The sequence below is a fragment of the Deltaproteobacteria bacterium genome (assembly GCA_019308905.1).
Taxonomy (GTDB): Bacteria; Desulfobacterota; BSN033; order WVXP01; family WVXP01; genus JAFDHF01.
The window spans coordinates 1-16,228 of record JAFDHF010000078.1; the positions used below are offsets into that span (position 1 = coordinate 1).

Sequence of the window (16,228 nt, forward strand, 5' to 3'; positions counted from 1 at the left end):
AGGCCCAGTGGACGAGCTCCTGTTCCGTGTATTTCGAGCTGTACAGGGAGTGGCTCCCGTGGAAACGGAGATAGACGAAATCGGCGGTGACCGTCTCGGCTGAAGGGAGATGCGGCGAGTCTGAGATACAAAAGGAAAACCCGTATTCTTCCAGAACCTTTGCAGCCTCAGGCACAAACCAGCTCTCGTGGCGAAATTCAAAGGCATGCCGTATCTTGTTCAAAAGAGGAGACGCAGCTATCAGTCCGGAAAAAGCGACCAGCCTTTCCCTCTGGTAGGTGAAACGAGGAGGAAGTTGCCAGAGAATGACCTGGAGTTTTTCCCTCAAGGCCTGAAGGTTTTCGGAGAACCTTTCTATCGGCTCCTCGCACTCTCTCAGCCTCCTGATGTGGGTTATGTACCGGCTCCCCTTGACGGCAAAGACAAACCCCTCGGGCGTCCTCTGGTACCAGCCTTCAAACACCTCTCTCTTGGGGAGCCTATAGAACGTAACATTGAGCTCGACCGTATCAAAATAGCGGCTGTAGTATTCGAGCCATTGACGCTGGGGAACATCCCGAGGGTAGAAGACTCCTCTGCCCCAGTGAGGGTAGTTATAGCCGCTGGTTCCTATGTGAAGCTTGCCCATTGAACCCGTCGTCCCCTGAGAAGAGAAAGGAAGACTCATATTTATTCTACCAGATTTTCGTAAGAAGGGGATGGGCGCTCTGGAACAGCTTACCGGCTCTCCTCCCGCACGGACCGGCCCGGTATGGATCATGATAGATTGCCCGCATTGCAGACCAACGGGCACGGTTCGCCGATCAAGGTTCCACGGAGGGGAGTGGGTGGGGGGAGGTCGAGCTCAGGGGAGGGTAAGGGCTAACCAAAAAGACAGCGCTTTCGCCAGGAAGTGTCAAAAAAAGGGTTGACCCCATCTCCCTAGACCAGCAAGTCGACAACAAGAGACTCAACCGAAAGGTTCTCGCCGGGCGCCTGTGCGGAGGGAGCGTCAGATGCGTCTTCTTCCTCCGGCCGCCGCTCGAAGGTGAGGTTGCTGATCTCCTGGTTTATCTCCTGTATCTTCTGCTGGATTCGATACTTCTCGACGGCCTCCCCGGGTGAGTTCTGAAAAGGATCAGCCATGTGATCCGGCAACGAAACGGCATGACGTGCCAGACCGGCCAGAGGTTTAGGCAGACCGGACTTTTCGGAATTCGAATCTGTTTCCCTTTTTTGCAGTGCTCTTTGAAGCCGGGCCTTCTCAGCCTGAAGCCGGGCAATGTCAGACTGCCTCGACAGAGTGGAAAGCAGATTGCCCGCGGCCTTTGCCGGGCCTTCCAAGGCCTTCTTGAGAGGCTCGGTCTGCCCTGAAGCCGGCGGACTCTCTTCCGATTCCCCTTCTGGCCGGTTAGGATCGCCCCGTCTTCCTCCTATGAAGAGGATCCTCGCCTCGGAGCGACCGCTTACGGCTGCCAGAAAAGGCCCTCTCTGGCTCAGATTCAGCTTGATACTCTGATAGACAACGACTCCCCCTTCACGAGCGGCCTTTCTCTTGAAACGGAGGACGTTTCCGAGCTCGTGGCTGCCGACCCTTGCAATACTCTGGCTTGCTCGAGCAGGAGCGGCGATCCCAGGTTCGCCCAGATCGAGCCTGTAGCGAAGCATGGGATTGTCGAGTCGCTGTATGCCGCCTGTAGCCGTCATGGGTTATGAAGAGGGGGCCAAATTCCCCGGCCCTTACTCTCAGGTTCGCCTGCAACGGGGCTGACCGTGCGTCGTGCCGAAACAAGCAGAAAAACCGCTCGATCAACAATGAACAAAAGACTTCTCCTAGTTCTATCGGCACGGCCCCTCCAGAACTTTACTCTTCAATCCCGGCCCTCGAACCTCTAAAGACTCCTTGCCTTCCCCCTTTACGGCACTGAAACAGGAGCCGGACAGACGAGACGGCGTGATCAAAAAAACGACGCACTCTCTGCAGACCTTGCAAGCCCTCCCTGCTTCTCATCACCGGGATTGACACGGAACAATCCCGCCCTTATACTGACCCAATGTCGGAAGGGAGACTCAACTCCGTGGCCCATGGAAAAACGGATGGAAAGGCTACCCGTATTTCTCTCATTGGAGGGGATGGCCTTATCGGAAGATTTCTGCTCGCCCTGTTTCTGGCAGTGACCGTCGCTCTTGCCGGTTGCATTCCCAGCCGGAAATCCCAATTGGAGAGTGTGGCACGCAACTGGTGCATGATTATCCGGGCTGGCCAGGTCATTCCTGTCTATCCACTGACAGAGGATCTCCAACCCGGAGACATGTTCCTGGTCCAGGTCCCGATAGACAGGCAACAGTCCCTCTACGAGAAGAAAGGCTTCTTGCCCTTGGACAACCTTATCGCCAGGCTCAACCCGACAGGATATGCGCGCTTCTATGAGAGCTCCTTCGGTGTCGGCAGCGATTCGAAGAGACTGCCCGAGTTCTGGCTCTCCCCTGGTCAGGAGACCGCGTGGACCCAGGCACCCCAGGCCTCCTTTCCATCTTACAGCTTCTCCATCAGGCGTGGTGGAGGACTCAATTTGGCAGTGCCGGTCTATGGGGTTGCGGTGGGGCTCAGTCTCCTGGGCACTGATACGGCTTCGGCGAGTATAACGATCTCTGACGCTCGAACTTACGGGATCGATTCGGTCTCCCTCTACCGGGATGTAGAGAACTGGGAATCCAAGAACCTCCGTTTTCTGGCCAATTTCGCGTCCAATGAGGAAAAGACAAACTATGTCCGCGTTGTGAGCCGCGTCTACCTGGCAGGCGAGCTCAACGTATCCCTTCAGGACACGAGCCGGACCAGAGCATCGGTCTCCGGCGGCCTGCCAAGACCCGTTGACCTTTTGATTTCCGGCGGAGGTACACAAACGGAGAGGGCAACAATCTCCAGCTACACCTCGAACCTGGAAAAACTCAGCTCCATGATCGCCTCCGCTCTCCGTGACGGAGGCGGGGAGAGGGCGGGTGTACCCAGGGGCTCGATCACGGTGGTGAGCGCGTCGGCCCGGTCGATCAGCCTTTCAGAGAGATTCGCACGGCCATTGGTTGTCGGATACCTCGGCTTTGACATGAAGATCGGTCCTGGCGGTTTTCTCGGTTCTCCCATCCCGACTCATGCCGTCTTGACTGAAAACCTCGTTCCTCAGGCTCCGGGGTTCTCGGAAACCCAGCAGGAGCTAAGCCTCCTCCTCCAGGAAGCCAAGGCTCCTGAAAGGGAAGGGGTTCGCAAGCGTGTTATGGCAGAGATAGCCGGAGAGGTCGAAACGATCTATGCAATGTATAAAGGTCCCCCAGAGGACCGCCCGGATCTTTTCACTCTACTCATAGGTCTCTACATCTCCTCCGAGCCCCCCGACGGCCCGAGGCATCGTAAGGTCATCCACGCCCTGAAGGAGGCACTCGGGCCGATCGACTGAGATACACGACCCGGTCCAGGGGCGTCATATACAGGACCTTGTAACTCCTGGACCGGGCGGAAACTTCCAAGGGCGGAGGCAATCCATGGCACGGTATGCGCGCGTCCAAATCCCTCAGGAAACGCCAGCTCAGACCAGGTGGGAGATGATCCGTGATAAGCTCGTTACCAACCAATCCGTGGAGGTCGTCAAGATTCAGGATAGCGAGGGAACCATCACTTTCGAACTCCGTGCCTGGACCGGTGTCCGCCACGACGGCTCCAACGGACCCGACGCGATGCCGGGCAACGACTACTGACCCCCAGTCCGTGGGTATAGTCCCACTCAAGAGGGAACAACCGCCGCAAGATGGCCCGGCCGCCTAGTCCCAGGACTCCGTCTCAGAGGACTCGAGAGAATCGACGACTCTTTCTATTACAGGATAGTACCTCGAATCTCCCCGGAGAAACCCGCTGAACAGGCGTATAACCCCCAAACAGGCCCCGAAGGAGACAAGACCCGCTAGGATCGAGACTACGTCAGGGTTTCCCCCGGCCCAGATCGAGGCACTATAGGTTTTCCCGATAACACTGCCGACAATGAGGGCAAGAACCGGGACCAGATAGGCGACGAAGGAGGCTTTCAAGAAGGACCCCGAACCGATGGAAATCAGGACACGGTCTCCCGCGGCGGCTCCTGCCCGGTTGACGGCGGTTACCTCCCTCTCCCTCCCTCCTCCAAGGGCATGACAGACGCCCCTGCTGGCACAGCCCTCACAGCCCTCACCACCCGTAGCTCTGACAGAGGCAAATCCGTTCGGTTTGAGTCCTGTCACAACCCCTATCTCCTGCAGCATTACCACCTCTTTCCGGTGACCGGCACCTACTCCCTTGCGTCTTGACCGAGTGTGCAGGTTTTGCACCCAAAAACGTCCACCTTTATCTTCATTATACCACAGTAAGGAAAAGCCTACGGCTCCCATGCCTCTGCCGGCTGGGAGCCTCCTGGCAGAGGAGGAATCCGAGGACCCTCCCATGTCTCAGGAACCGACACTTGCTCCAGAGTCAAAGACTCGCAGGGCCAATTCCCCATGAAACACGGCCGGAACTCCCGATACCTAATCCCCGGTTGACAAGCAGGCCGGGATGAGTTAAACATAGGTTGCAGATACAATTTGGGTAACGCTGGGGGAGCTGGTAGGCTGAGAAATTCCGAAATCCGGGAGAGGTTATTCTCCGGGTAGGCGGAATGACCCCTTGAACCTGTACGGGTAATTCCGACGTAGGGAAAGCGGCGATCGAGCGGATAGTGGGCCGCAATTCTAAGCTTCGGGATTGCGGCTTTTTTCTTCGTATTCTCTCCTGCCTGCAGCCTTCAGACCGTTTTCTTCCAAGGGAGATGGAACAAGTAAGAACCGGCATCCCGGGTACGGTGTGCGCGCCGAGCATCACGGCCGGTATATTCTGTTTGTAGTAGGGAGGAAATCCAGAGGGTCCGGCGGAGTGGACGGTTCCGTCTCCTGCCGGCGAGGGAGGGAAACGAGATGAAAGAAGTGGAACCGGTTTCAGAGTCTCAAAGAACGTTGAACGGCCTTGATTTCTTCCTCCTCTGGGCAGGGGCGGCAGTGTCTCTTGCCGAGATCTGGGCGGGAGGAATTCTGGTACCAATGGGTTATGCTGCGGGTCTCGTGGTGATTCTCCTGGGCCACGTCATAGGCAACACCCCCCTTGCCCTGGGTGGCCTCATAGGAAGCAGATGGGGTATCCCAACCATGGTTAGTACTCGGCCGGCCTTCGGCGAGCGGGGCTCTTATGTGGCGGCGTTGCTCAATATCTTTCAGCTCATCGGATGGACGGCGGTCATGGTCTGGATCGGCGGGCAGGCGGCGGCCACTTTCACAAAGGGATCTCCAATCTTCACCCCAAGGCTTTGGATCCTGCTGCTCGGAGTGGTCACAACCCTGTGGGCCCTGGTGGGACACAGGTTCTGGAAATGGCTTCATCGAGTGGCGGTGACGGGCCTTGTTATCCTCTGTATCATCATGACCTACCTCGTTTTCAGAGAGTATGGAATCCAGAGGTTGCTGGAACACAGAGCAACCGGCGGCCTGCCCTTCATGCTGGGACTCGATTACGTGATCATCATGCCCATCTCATGGCTTCCTCTGGTGTGCGACTATTCCCGCTATGCAAAAAATGACGGCGGGAGCTTCTGGGGAACTTGGCTGGGATACTTTTTCATCAGCTCCTGGATGTACCTCATAGGATTGGCAGCCGCATTGGCCACGGGCTCCGACACTCCCGACGCCATGGTCCTCGAGCTCCTGGTCTCCTTCGGTCTGGTCATTCCGGCGATGGTTATCGTGCTCTTTTCGACCTTCACCACAACCTTTCTCGACATCTATTCCACGGCCGTCTCGGCCTTGAACATCTTTCCCAGGTTGGGGGAGAAGAAGGGGATCCTCATCGGAGGCGCTGTGGGAACGATCGTGGCGCTTGTCTTCGGAGAGTATCCCGAGACCTACACGAGGTTTCTCGAAATCATCGGGTACGTGTTCTGTCCCCTTTTTGGAGTCGTCCTGACCGACTATTTCCTGGTCAGGAGGCGGACCCTCCTGCCGGATGCCCTGTTCGCCCACACGGCTTACTGGTATGAAGGGGGAATCCACTGGAAGGCCATGGTGTCATGGGCCGTTGGCATCGGACTCTTCAAGCTCGGAAGGGATTGGCAGCTTGGAGGAGCCATACCCAGCTTCATCATTGCCGGTGCTGTCTACTTCGCTCTGGTGAGAATCGGCAAAGCCAAGAACCATTGAGACAATCGGATCGAGCGGTTTCCTGCCTGCGGGTGGAGGACTTCAGCCTACCGGCGGGCCGAGCAGCACGATGAATCCACGGGACCGCAAGAGGCCTCTTTCCGCCCCGTAAGGGCGGCGCGAATCATGGCAGCCGCGCAGCCCACCCCGCTCTCCACCTCGATCGCCTCTGCTGGGCAGTTGAGCCGGCACGCCCCGCATTCCATGCATGCCTCGCCGCGGACGAGTTCAGCCGTGGCCTCCCCAGGAGCAAAAACACCATGGGGGCAGACAAGACTGCACATGCCGCAATTGATGCACCTCTCGGAATCGTAGCGGAGGGTGTTGGTCTCATACGCGCTTATGAACATGTCACGAACCTCCGACCAATCGGACAAGGGACAGGACGAGAGCCATACAGAGCCCTGAACCGAAGGTAACGGCCATTTTGGGAATATAGGTGAATATCTCGGTCCGGACTCCGCTTCTCGAAGTAAAAGGCGTAGACCCGGTGAAGTTGAGGGCGAGAAAGGCGGTGATCGGAGCAAGACCGAGCAGTGCTATGGCCCCCCACCCAAGACGCATCCACCAGGCCCATTCGGGATGGCCGAAAGTAGCGGCAAGGGCAAAGGGCAAAGCCGCCGCCGCACCCAAGACAGCCCCCTTTGTGGCAAAATTCGGGGTCGGAAGCCAGGGAAGCAGGATAGGGAAAAGGATGACTCCGGTAAGAATCGCAGATACGACTCCCAGTGAAACCAGCAACCCCCCAAGGAGAAACATCCCCGCCCCTGCCACAGCCATGGGAAGAAGGACATGGACGAGTTCCACCGGGATCAGGACCAGACGATCCCATAAGGGGAAAGAGACACGCCGCATCTCGGGGGTCGCCTGGTGGGTCCTCAGATACTCGGGCAGGCCCGCCGCCCGGACAGGACCGTACTGGACCGTGAAACCCGATCGTCTTCTCACTTCGTGGGCAGCCACCCCAGGGGCACCCAATTGAGGAAGTATCAGCACCCTGTGGGTAACAATCCCATGGAGCCCTTCCGCCTCCATCCGGTGAACTAGCTCATCTGTTCCGAAAGTCCCCTTTCCTGCCGCACACCACACGTTGATGCCCTGGGTGTCGAGTGCCAGGATGTAACAGTCGTGGCCGGCCAATGCGGCACGCAGCGCATCAAAGCTCAAGGTGTAGTTGGCCGTGACAAGGACAGGCGAGTCCGAAGTGGGCTCTCCGAGGCTGTAAAGACCCGGTTCCACGCGGTGCCGCTCACGCCTGATGCCCCACCGCGCGACAAAATGATCCCATCGGTCGGAAAGGCCGATGGTACTCCCGGTCTTACGGATCTGCGGTCCCGTCGATTCTTGGACCTTCTTCGGCTCCATCCATTCTCCCCTTTCCAGATTCAGGGACCCGAATCCGGAAGAACCGAGACGGACCCGGCCCCATTTCCGCCCCCGATTCAGATCGCTCAGAGAGACTCTTTTCGGGGAGTGCAAGAGGCACCGGGTTGTCTCGTCCTGAGCATCTCCAGCCTTGCCCGGTCTCTTCTCAGGACCTCGTACCCACCTTGACCGAACCAATCTGCAAGGCAGCGCAACTGGCAGGCATGGATCCCATTGGCCGGCTCCGCCAGGGAATAATAAATCCAGACCCCCTCTCTCCGGTCCTGCACCAGACCTGCGTTCCTCAAATAGGCCATGTGGCGGGAAACGTTCGACTGGGGCAGCCCGAGTACCTCCACCAGATGGCAGACGCAGAGTTCACCCTCGAACAAAAGACCTATGATCCTGAGACGGGTCTCGTCGGAAAGTGCCTTGAACTGTCTTACGATCTCTCTCAAAGCCCCCTCCTTCCACGGCCGAAGATCCGGCTCCCCGCCGCTGGCGCGCACCCGGCAAAGCGAGGATGATCCGGTATTTCTGTAAAAAGGCCGGCTAAGAAGAGACTATATGATTATATGCGGATTCAATCATATAATGCAAACCCAAAATCCCCTCCCTCGAGGCTATCGGGCTCGGTGCCATGGGCTCCTGCTTCTCTCAGCCGAGACCCCTGGTGCCTGGAACCTCCCAGTCACGCCCGATCCACCTTCTCGATACTGCACGGCAAGACCCGCAGGTTGGTCGCGCCCATGGCCGGATCACACTTCTCATAGGAATTGTCGGTGAGCATGTTGATGTTGGACCGGTCCCAGCCGAGGTCTCCCTCCATCTCGGGAAACCACCAGCCGTGGTCAGCCGCCACGACCCCCCTTGGCACGCCGTCTGTCACCCTCGCCCGCAAGAGGGCGCTCCCCCGGGGCGACCCGATCCTCACCCAGTCGCCACTCCGGATCCCTTTCTGTGCAGCCAGGTCCGGATGGATCTCTACCAGAGGATCTGGACGCCTCTCGCGCAGGGGGCCGGAGACCCGGTTCTCACTGTGGAAAAAGCCGGGTATCCTCGCTCCAGTAATGAGCTGGCAGGGATAAAGATCGAGCAGCTCCGGGTCACTCCACGGAGCCTCGGGTGGATCTTCATAACCGGGGAGAGGATCGTAGCCCAGCCGTTCCATGACCGTTGAGGAGAATTCCACTTTGCCCGTGGCCGTGGAGAACCCTTTGTTGAGATACTTCCGAAAGATCCTCTGGCCCTGGAGATAGCCCCGGCTGCAGAACTCCTCCCAGTTAAGACCCGAGGGAGCCAGAATCTCGTTGAGTGCATCCCTGATCGTGGGCCACCAGAGAGCGGGGTCGGTGCACCTCTTGCCCAGCTCGTTGAGGATTTCATAATCAGAACGGCACTCACCCACCTGGACCGCCTTCTGCCGGGCCTGAACCGATCCATGCCGCTTCCAGAGGTCGGCCACGTAGTCGTGTTCGAGCCATGTGGAAGCTGGGAGCACGATGTCGGCCTCCCGGGCCGTGGGAGTCATGAAGAAATCAGCCACCACCATGAAATCGACCGCCTCCAGAGCGGCCCTGACCTCCCGCGCGTTGGCCCGGGTGACCACCGGATTCGTACTGACGAGAAAGAGGGCCTTCACAGGGTATGGTTTCCCCTCCAGAATAGCGTCCCAGACAGCCTTGGGGTTGATCACGCCGATCATGTCGGCCAGGCGGAACCTGCTCGCCCCTAGTCTCTTCTGGCGTGCCTGTTCGGGTAAGAGGCGGTGCCCGCCCAATTGGGACGTCCTAACCACAGGCGGGGCAGGGTAGAAGACATTGCCGCCGGGTCTGTCCATGTTGCCAGTCATGGCCATCAGACAGATGAGGAGGCTGATGGTGTTGATGCAGTTCCTGCTCTGTTCCAGAGCCACGCCCCAGTGGATGGCCGAGGGCTTTGTCCTGGCAAAGAGCTCGGCTGCCGAAGTGATTTCGCCCTCGCTCAGGCCTGTCTTTTCCCCTGCCCAGGCGAGGCTGTACTGCTCAGCCCGCTTGCAGAAAGCGTCCCAGCCATGGACGTAGTCCCGGACAAAGGTCTCGTCGTACCACCCGTTGTCTATGATGGCCCTAACCATTCCCCAGGCAAGGGCTCCATCAGTGCCCGGCTTGAGAGATAGCCAGACATCGGCCCGGCTGGCCAGAACCGTCCGGCGGGGATCGATGGTAATCAGCCTGGCCCCTCTCCTAAGAGCCCTGCTGAGGTAGATCCCCTTGTACTCATCCGGGTTGGATACCAGAGGGTTTGCCCCCCAGACAACGATGCACCCGGGATCACCCTCATAGTCCACCACGGGCAGGTTGCCGCAGCGGCTGATTGAAGCGGCAATCCTGGGACCATAACAGACGTGGCCTGCTGTCAGGACGTTCGGGGTACCCAGGGTATTGGCAAAGCGATAGACAAAGGCCTCGTTATCACGGCCGGTCCCATAGCCGAGTACAATCGACTCTGCTCCAAACCGCTCCTTGATACTTAGAAGGCGTTCGCTGATCTCTCCCAGGGCATCGGACCAGGAGATCCTCTGCCAACTCCCCCCTCTTTTGCGAAGGGGATGGAGCAGTCGTTTGGGGTTGTGAGCTATGGTATGGGCATACTTCCCCTTGATGCAGAGCCAGCCTCGATTGATCGGGCAGTCTGGATCTCCCCGGATCTCTTTCACCAGGTCCTCTTGGACCGTGACCAGGACACCACATCCACCGTGGCACCCCCTGCAGCAGCTCCTCACTGTGCGGGTCACCATCGGGCCCTCCTGCCGGAACGGTGCTGTCCGAATCGGACGCTTCGGTCCATCCTCTCCTCCCTACCCGACGACCTCTTTGATCAACCTGAGCATGGACCGGCCCAGGACATTCTCTATGTCATCGTCCCCGTATCCCCTGGCCACCATACCCCGGGTGATATTGGGAAGCTTTGTGGCATCCTCTGCATCCTCCGGGTACCTGAAGGTCTCCCCCGAATCGTAGGCCATCCCCTTAAGGGCTCCGCGCATCACTTCCAAACAGTAGTCGATATAATCGGGCCCCAGGCCCACATGCTCTGACCCGACAAGATCAACGAAATGATCCAGATGGTCGAGGATATGCTCAACTGTCGCCCCCTTTGAGGCGACAAACTGGGGAAGAAAGCAGACCCCGATGACCCCCCCCTGTTCGGCGATCGCCCTGGCCTGCTGGTCGGTGATGTTTCTGGGATGATCGACCAGAGCGCGCGCGGCCGTATGAGACATATAGATCGGTTTTCCAGACGCCTCCAGCGCGTCGTCCAACCCCCTGCTGTTGATATGGGAGGTGTCGATGAGCATACCCAGCCTGTTCATCTCATGAATCATTTCCCGGCCGAAATCGGTCAAACCCGCGTTTCTGGTCTCATAGATGCCGTCGCACACCTGGTTCCTGTAGTTCCAGGTCAACTCGATCTCCCGGAGCCCGAGACGGTAGAAATTCCGCAGGTTACCGAGCTCACTCTCGACCGGCTCGGCCCCTTCGAAACCGAGGAGGACGGCTATCTTCCCGTCTCTTTTTGCCTGCTCTACTTCCGCGCCCGAGGTGGCAAGTCGAAAATGGTCAGAACATGCTTCGACCTCCACAAGCATGGCGTCCATCATGCGCATGCCCGCTTCCAGGTAGTTTCCACGATAGGAAGGGTAGTGCATGATGTGGGCGGGCGTGGAAATCCAAAGTGCATCCACGCCGCCTCCTTTCAGTGCCGGGTAAAAGACCGTGTCAAGAACCCGCTCCTCCCCGTAGTAGTGTCGCCTAACGACTTCGCAGGAGATGTCTGAGTGCATGTCAAAGACAAGGCATCTTTCGTGAAGTACCCGCGCTCGTTCTTCCTGGCCTTCGGTCAGCTTCATCTGTCTCCTCCCTCAGGTTGTTTGTATCCATGGCCTCTCTCGGTCGTCGCCCAGATCGACGCCAAACGATCCGGCCCCTTTACACGGTGGTCGAGCGACCTTCCGGTACCACCCTGCCACCGAAAAATCAGCGGGTCCATCCACTCCTCTCTTCTCCTACGGCCGCCGGGCGGGCGACCCTCTGTCCGTGAGAATCCCCCTTGATCCATCGATCGGTCCTCATCATCCCATGGGCTTACAGTGAAACCCCAAAACCGATGCCTACAAAAGAGCCCTCGTCCAGGATACCAGAAGCCATATCCTTCCCGGATGATTTTGTCAATGCCCTTCTGGTCCCCCTTTCTCCACCTGGTGGCCAAGAGATAGTCTGCTTGACTTTTGCGTTCTCTCGGCCCATTATCTTACCTACAAGACAGGCAATTCGATATTCGATATGATTCTCATCCAGCATGGTGATGCGGAGATCAGCGGCCTGACAAACCGTCGGGCTCCTGCTGCCCAGGCGGCGGGGCCGGCCGGAGGGATTTGAAACCCGCACACGGAGGGACCATGGACATATGGAATCTGAGAGGAGGGCAGCTTCGGTTCTTAACCGATCAACAGCTCCGCGAGATTCATTTTGCCGCACTGGATGTGCTCCAGCGGGTTGGATGCTTCTTTGACCACGAAGGGGCCCTGAAGATCTTCGAAGAGGCAGGGGCCAGAGTGGATCATCAGGCCCGGGTGGTCCGTTTCCCCTCTTCCCTGGTTGAGCACGCTCTTGCCCAAACGCCAGACCGCATCCATCTGCCTGCCCGCAACCCAGAGTATGACATCTATGCCGAACAAGACCGGGTCTATTTCGGCCCCGGCACCCTGTCGATCAAGGTCATCGATCCCTGTACAGGAAAGTGCCGGCTGGGAACGCTCCAGGACGCCCGGGATTTTCCCAGACTAATCGACGCACTGGAGAATATCCACTTCTACAAGGGAATGATCCATCCCAGCGACGTTAACCAGAAGTTGGCCGATCTCTATATGGCATACGCTGCTTTCAGCAACACGGTGAAACAGATCTCAAACACCCCTTACAGCACCGAGACCGCCCTTGACATGATCCGCATGGGTGAGATCCTGGCAGGAGGGATGGATGAGTTCCGCATCAAGCCGTATATCATCCTGAACATGCTCGCCGTCTCTCCTCTCCAGTGGGAATACACCAATGTGGATATCATCATCGAGCTTGCCAAGTTGGGAGTGCCCATGATCATTGGATCAGAGCCGCAGAACGGGACCACAGGCCCTGCCACCCTGGCAGGGGCCCTGGTCTTGAACACGGCCGAGACACTTGCAGGAATTACTCTTGCCGAACTCGTTTCGCCTGGAGTTCCCGTAATGTGGGGCAACGTGGGATCCCTGAGCGACATGAGGACCGGGCTTTTCGCCTCCGGAGCGGTGGAACTGGGAATCATGAACGTGGCGGCAACCCAGATTGCGAAGTTCTACAGGCTCCCCATCTATGCAACGGGAGGCATGACGGATTCCAAGACCTCCGATTGCCAGGCCGGATACGAAAAGGCCCTCCAGGCTCTGCTGATCGCTCTAGGCGGAGGCAATTACATCCACGATGCCGCGGGTCTCCTGGAAAGCTGCCTCACCTCGAGCTATGAACAGTATGTCATCGACAACGAGATACTCGGCATGGTGGCACGGGTTCTTTCCGGAATCGAGGTCTCCAGAGAGACCCTTGCCGTCGACGTCATAGAGAAAGTCGGGCCTAGGGGGAACTTCCTGGGGGAGATGCACACCCTCCGAAGTATCTCCAGGGAGCACTTTATTCCGAAAATCAGCAACCGCCAGATCAGGGAGGACTGGGAAAAGGAGGGGAAGAAGACCGTGATGGAGGTAGCAAGGGAGAAGGCCTGCCAGATCCTCAACACCCACCAAGTCCCGCCACTGCCCGAGGACGTTGATCGGGAATTCCGGTTGATTCTGGAAAAGGCGGAGGAAGGGTACGGGAGGGCTTAACCGATGCCATTGGAAATCCTCGAGAGGCTCTCTCGAGCCATTGTCGATCTAAACACCGAAAAGACCGAGAGACTCTCCCGTGAGGCTCTAGCCGCTGGGATCGATCCTCTCGATATCATAAACACGGGGATTCGGACGGGCATGGATACGATCGGAGAGAAGTACCAGAGGGGGCAGGCCTTCCTTCCCGAACTGATGATTGCGGCTCGGGTCACTGAGGCCGCCCTGGCGGTCATCGAACCGGAACTCGTCAAAGGCGGAACCGAAGCCCCCACTCCTGCCAAGGTGGTCATGTCCACGGTCAGGGGCGACATCCACGATATAGGCAAGAACATCGTAGTACTGCTCATGAAGGCCGCAGGGTTCATGGTGCACGATCTCGGTGTGGACCAACCTGCAGAATCAATCGTCCAAAAGGCCAGAGATCTCCAGGTGGATGTCATCGGCCTTTCCGCCTTGTTGACCACAACCGTGCCCCGAATGAAGGACCTGATCGATATCCTTACAGAAGAGGGTATTCGGGACCGGTTCAAGGTCATTATCGGAGGGGCACCTGTCTCACAGGAGTTCGCCGACTCGATTGGCGCTGACGGCTATGGCCCGGACGCGGCTCGAGCCGTGGAGCTCGTCAAGAAGCTGGTGCAGAATCCTCCCCTGAAAGGCCGAAAATAGCCCGGAAATCCAATGCTTCCATCCCACGGGCGGCAGGTAGAAGGTGAACAAAGGACTGGGAATAGACGCAGGGGGAACCTTCACCGATCTCGTTGTGGTGGACCTTGGCACCCGCAGGCCATCGGGTCGGCAAAAAGCAGAACGACCAGGCCGGATCTCTCTCTCGGTATAGGTAGGGTCCTGGAAAAGATCGAGCCCTGCCTGATTCCCGAAATCGCCCTTGTTTCCCTTTCTACTTCCCTTGCCGCCAATGCAATCATGGATGGTATTCGAAGCCCCATTAATGTGGCTGCCGCAGATACTACGGCGATCGGCCTCGGCGCGGGAACAGCCACATCCGTCCGGGTGACCGGGGCCGACTGATTATCGGACCCTGAAGCGTTGTTCCCCTGTCTCTCTTGGCTCACCAATTCCCAGAGGTCACCGGCGAGCCGGCAGCCCATGGCGCAACCATCCTGGCCAAACAGGCAGGGCCCGACAGGGTTGAGGTACATTTCGAGGAACACGCCAAATGGGCCAAGACAGGATTCGGTGATCTGCTTATCGAGAAAGCCATCCGATTCAGAGCCATCGGAGCCCCCTCGGCCTTCTATCACGCAAAGCCCCGGAACCGATAGAGACGGAGATAATCTCCCCTTTTGACCGTCCCTATTCTCATCAGACTTGACAGGGGCACATGGATTACTTAACCTCTTCAATACTGCAGGCCTCGGGGCACGGTGTCTATGAAGGTTGAACGCCTCACAAAACCCGCCTTTGACCGGGCCCTTGGAATACTTGGAGATCGAGACCCTGACCTTGGCTGTGTCCTTTCGAGTCTTGGGCCGCCCCCTATGTGGGTGCGCGGACCAGGCTTTCCGACCCTTGTGCGGGTAATCCTCGAGCAACAGGTTTCTCTTGCTTCTGCCAGGGCGGCTTTCAAGCGGCTCCGGCAATCCGTCCCGGCTCTCACCCCGGACCGGTTCCTCGAACTGAACGGGGAGAGACTGAGGCAGATGGGATTCAGTAGCCAGAAGACCCGATACTGTAGGAACCTCGCCAAGGCAATCACCGAAGGCTCGCTTTGTCTGGAATGGCTGGAGGCGATGGACGACGATCAAGCCCGAGCTCAGTTGGTCAAGATAAAGGGGATCGGTAGATGGACGGCAGACATCTATCTCGTAATGGCTCTTCGACGACCAGATGTCTGGCCCATGGGGGATCTGGCCCTGAATGCAGCTGTCGAGCGGGTCAAGAGGCTTAAGGCACGACCTTCATGGCAAGAGCTCATGGCCATCAGCGAGACCTGGAAACCCTGGCGCGCCGTTGCGGCCCGGCTCTTGTGGCACTACTACCTGAGCAATCCTTTAGTGAGGAGGTACCGATGAAAAGAAGAGCAAGAGCGATGCTTCTGGTGGGTCTCCTTTTCGCCCTTCTCCTAACCCCCACGGCAAGATGTGAGAAGGCCGCGGTGCAAGGGGCTCTAGATGCGGCCGAGGCATGGCTGGCCCTGATAGACGAGGGCAAATACGCAAGGAGTTGGGAGACAGCGGCAGGGTACTTCAGGAGGGCCGTAACCAAAGCACAGTGGCGTCGATCTCTGAAGGCAATAAGAGAGCCACTTGGGAAAGTGCTATCCAGAGAGCTCAAAACCAAACAGTACACAACGTCGCTCCCGGGTGCCCCTGATGGCCAGTACGTCGTCATCCAGTACCACACCTCCTTTGAGAAAAAAAGCTCTGCAGTGGAGACGGTCACTCCCATGGTCGATCCGGACGGGAACTGGAGGGTCTCTGGGTACTACATCAAATAGGTACACCTGAGCCTTCAATGGAATACGGGGAATACGGGGTCAGCCCTTGACATTGGACAGATTGGTCTTAATCGCCTTGATCCGTTTTCTCAATGGCTCGTCCCTTGCTAACTTTGTCGAGAACCTCTGGTGAATCTTGGCCACACCAGAATAACTGAGACCGCCAAAAAGCTGTCCGATTTGGCTGTTGGTCATGCCTGTCAATCTTTTCATCAAGTAGATGGCGATGTCTCTCGACTCGCCGCCACCGGTCACGAGATCGTCCCGGGATA

18 protein-coding genes and 1 riboswitch are annotated in these 16,228 nt (G+C 57.9%); of the genes, 9 read left to right on the forward strand and 9 right to left on the reverse strand.

Features of this window, described 5'->3' with window-relative positions:
• On the reverse strand, positions 1-628 hold a 628-nt coding region (locus tag JRJ26_18245; GenBank protein ID MBW2059434.1), incomplete at its 3' end, for a DUF72 domain-containing protein.
• A gap of 293 nt (positions 629-921) precedes the next feature.
• Positions 922-1,686 (reverse strand): hypothetical protein, encoded by a 765-nt coding sequence (locus JRJ26_18250; GenBank protein ID MBW2059435.1) that lies wholly within the window; start codon positions 1,684-1,686, stop codon positions 922-924.
• A gap of 371 nt (positions 1,687-2,057) precedes the next feature.
• Here JRJ26_18250 and JRJ26_18255 point away from each other — a divergent pair, with 371 nt between their 5' ends.
• The gene (locus JRJ26_18255; GenBank protein ID MBW2059436.1) at positions 2,058-3,434 is read left to right on the forward strand and encodes a hypothetical protein; all 1,377 of its coding nucleotides are present in this window, start codon (positions 2,058-2,060) and stop codon (positions 3,432-3,434) included.
• A gap of 85 nt (positions 3,435-3,519) precedes the next feature.
• Positions 3,520-3,732, forward strand: a complete 213-nt coding sequence (locus JRJ26_18260) for a hypothetical protein (protein MBW2059437.1) — start codon at positions 3,520-3,522, stop codon at positions 3,730-3,732.
• 63 nt (positions 3,733-3,795) lie between these two features.
• Here the strand turns inward: JRJ26_18260 and JRJ26_18265 are convergent, their stop codons facing one another.
• Positions 3,796-4,269, reverse strand: coding sequence for a SoxR reducing system RseC family protein (locus tag JRJ26_18265; GenBank protein ID MBW2059438.1), 474 nt, complete (start codon positions 4,267-4,269; stop codon positions 3,796-3,798).
• Between the two features lie 320 nt (positions 4,270-4,589).
• Positions 4,590-4,719: riboswitch (TPP riboswitch) on the forward strand.
• A gap of 237 nt (positions 4,720-4,956) precedes the next feature.
• Here JRJ26_18265 and cytX point away from each other — a divergent pair.
• On the forward strand, positions 4,957-6,228 hold the full coding sequence (cytX, locus tag JRJ26_18270; protein ID MBW2059439.1) for a putative hydroxymethylpyrimidine transporter CytX: 1,272 nt from the start codon (positions 4,957-4,959) through the stop codon (positions 6,226-6,228).
• Between the two features lie 47 nt (positions 6,229-6,275).
• On the opposite strand, the gene JRJ26_18275 is transcribed toward cytX, so the two are convergent.
• From JRJ26_18275 to JRJ26_18295, 5 genes are all read right to left on the reverse strand, one after another.
• Positions 6,276-6,578, reverse strand: a complete 303-nt coding sequence (locus tag JRJ26_18275; protein MBW2059440.1) for a 4Fe-4S binding protein — start codon at positions 6,576-6,578, stop codon at positions 6,276-6,278.
• Position 6,579: 1 nt separating this feature from the next.
• Positions 6,580-7,593 carry a carbon monoxide dehydrogenase gene (locus JRJ26_18280; GenBank protein ID MBW2059441.1) on the reverse strand — a complete coding sequence of 338 codons (1,014 nt, stop codon included), beginning with the start codon at positions 7,591-7,593 and terminating at the stop codon, positions 6,580-6,582.
• Positions 7,594-7,679: 86 nt separating this feature from the next.
• Positions 7,680-8,051 (reverse strand): winged helix-turn-helix transcriptional regulator, encoded by a 372-nt coding sequence (locus JRJ26_18285; protein MBW2059442.1) that lies wholly within the window; start codon positions 8,049-8,051, stop codon positions 7,680-7,682.
• Between the two features lie 233 nt (positions 8,052-8,284).
• On the reverse strand, positions 8,285-10,372 hold the full coding sequence (locus JRJ26_18290) for a molybdopterin-dependent oxidoreductase (protein ID MBW2059443.1): 2,088 nt from the start codon (positions 10,370-10,372) through the stop codon (positions 8,285-8,287).
• Positions 10,373-10,432: 60 nt separating this feature from the next.
• A complete protein-coding gene (locus JRJ26_18295) occupies positions 10,433-11,485 on the reverse strand; it encodes a dipeptidase (protein ID MBW2059444.1) in 1,053 nt (350 codons plus the stop codon).
• Positions 11,486-12,034: 549 nt separating this feature from the next.
• Here JRJ26_18295 and JRJ26_18300 point away from each other — a divergent pair.
• From JRJ26_18300 to JRJ26_18325, 6 genes are all read left to right on the forward strand, one after another.
• Positions 12,035-13,492, forward strand: coding sequence for a trimethylamine methyltransferase family protein (locus JRJ26_18300; protein MBW2059445.1), 1,458 nt, complete (start codon positions 12,035-12,037; stop codon positions 13,490-13,492).
• A 3-nt stretch (positions 13,493-13,495) separates the two neighbouring features.
• Entirely contained in the window at positions 13,496-14,164 is a 669-nt protein-coding gene (locus JRJ26_18305) for a corrinoid protein (GenBank protein ID MBW2059446.1), read from the forward strand.
• A 43-nt stretch (positions 14,165-14,207) separates the two neighbouring features.
• On the forward strand, positions 14,208-14,336 hold the full coding sequence (locus JRJ26_18310; GenBank protein MBW2059447.1) for a hypothetical protein: 129 nt from the start codon (positions 14,208-14,210) through the stop codon (positions 14,334-14,336).
• 226 nt (positions 14,337-14,562) lie between these two features.
• Positions 14,563-14,781, forward strand: coding sequence for a hypothetical protein (locus tag JRJ26_18315; protein MBW2059448.1), 219 nt, complete (start codon positions 14,563-14,565; stop codon positions 14,779-14,781).
• Positions 14,782-14,889: 108 nt separating this feature from the next.
• Positions 14,890-15,531 carry a DNA-3-methyladenine glycosylase 2 family protein gene (locus JRJ26_18320; GenBank protein ID MBW2059449.1) on the forward strand — a complete coding sequence of 214 codons (642 nt, stop codon included), beginning with the start codon at positions 14,890-14,892 and terminating at the stop codon, positions 15,529-15,531.
• Positions 15,420-15,956 (forward strand): DUF4019 domain-containing protein, encoded by a 537-nt coding sequence (locus JRJ26_18325; protein ID MBW2059450.1) that lies wholly within the window; start codon positions 15,420-15,422, stop codon positions 15,954-15,956. The genes JRJ26_18320 and JRJ26_18325 overlap by 112 nt, the downstream gene beginning before the upstream one ends.
• Positions 15,957-15,995: 39 nt before the next feature.
• Here the strand turns inward: JRJ26_18325 and JRJ26_18330 are convergent.
• On the reverse strand, positions 15,996-16,228 hold a 233-nt coding region (locus tag JRJ26_18330), incomplete at its 5' end, for a hypothetical protein (protein ID MBW2059451.1).

Coding starts and splice junctions, on each gene's coding strand:
- JRJ26_18250 (MBW2059435.1), bottom strand. CDS start 1,686: ATGACGGCTACAGGCGGCATACAGCGACTCGACAATCCCATGCTTCGC.
- JRJ26_18260 (MBW2059437.1), top strand. CDS start 3,520: ATGGCACGGTATGCGCGCGTCCAAATCCCTCAGGAAACGCCAGCTCAG.
- JRJ26_18265 (MBW2059438.1), bottom strand. CDS start 4,269: ATGCTGCAGGAGATAGGGGTTGTGACAGGACTCAAACCGAACGGATTT.
- cytX (MBW2059439.1), top strand. CDS start 4,957: ATGAAAGAAGTGGAACCGGTTTCAGAGTCTCAAAGAACGTTGAACGGC.
- JRJ26_18275 (MBW2059440.1), bottom strand. CDS start 6,578: ATGTTCATAAGCGCGTATGAGACCAACACCCTCCGCTACGATTCCGAG.
- JRJ26_18280 (MBW2059441.1), bottom strand. CDS start 7,593: ATGGAGCCGAAGAAGGTCCAAGAATCGACGGGACCGCAGATCCGTAAG.
- JRJ26_18290 (MBW2059443.1), bottom strand. CDS start 10,372: ATGGTGACCCGCACAGTGAGGAGCTGCTGCAGGGGGTGCCACGGTGGA.
- JRJ26_18295 (MBW2059444.1), bottom strand. CDS start 11,485: ATGAAGCTGACCGAAGGCCAGGAAGAACGAGCGCGGGTACTTCACGAA.
- JRJ26_18300 (MBW2059445.1), top strand. CDS start 12,035: ATGGACATATGGAATCTGAGAGGAGGGCAGCTTCGGTTCTTAACCGAT.
- JRJ26_18305 (MBW2059446.1), top strand. CDS start 13,496: ATGCCATTGGAAATCCTCGAGAGGCTCTCTCGAGCCATTGTCGATCTA.
- JRJ26_18320 (MBW2059449.1), top strand. CDS start 14,890: ATGAAGGTTGAACGCCTCACAAAACCCGCCTTTGACCGGGCCCTTGGA.
- JRJ26_18325 (MBW2059450.1), top strand. CDS start 15,420: ATGGCAAGAGCTCATGGCCATCAGCGAGACCTGGAAACCCTGGCGCGC.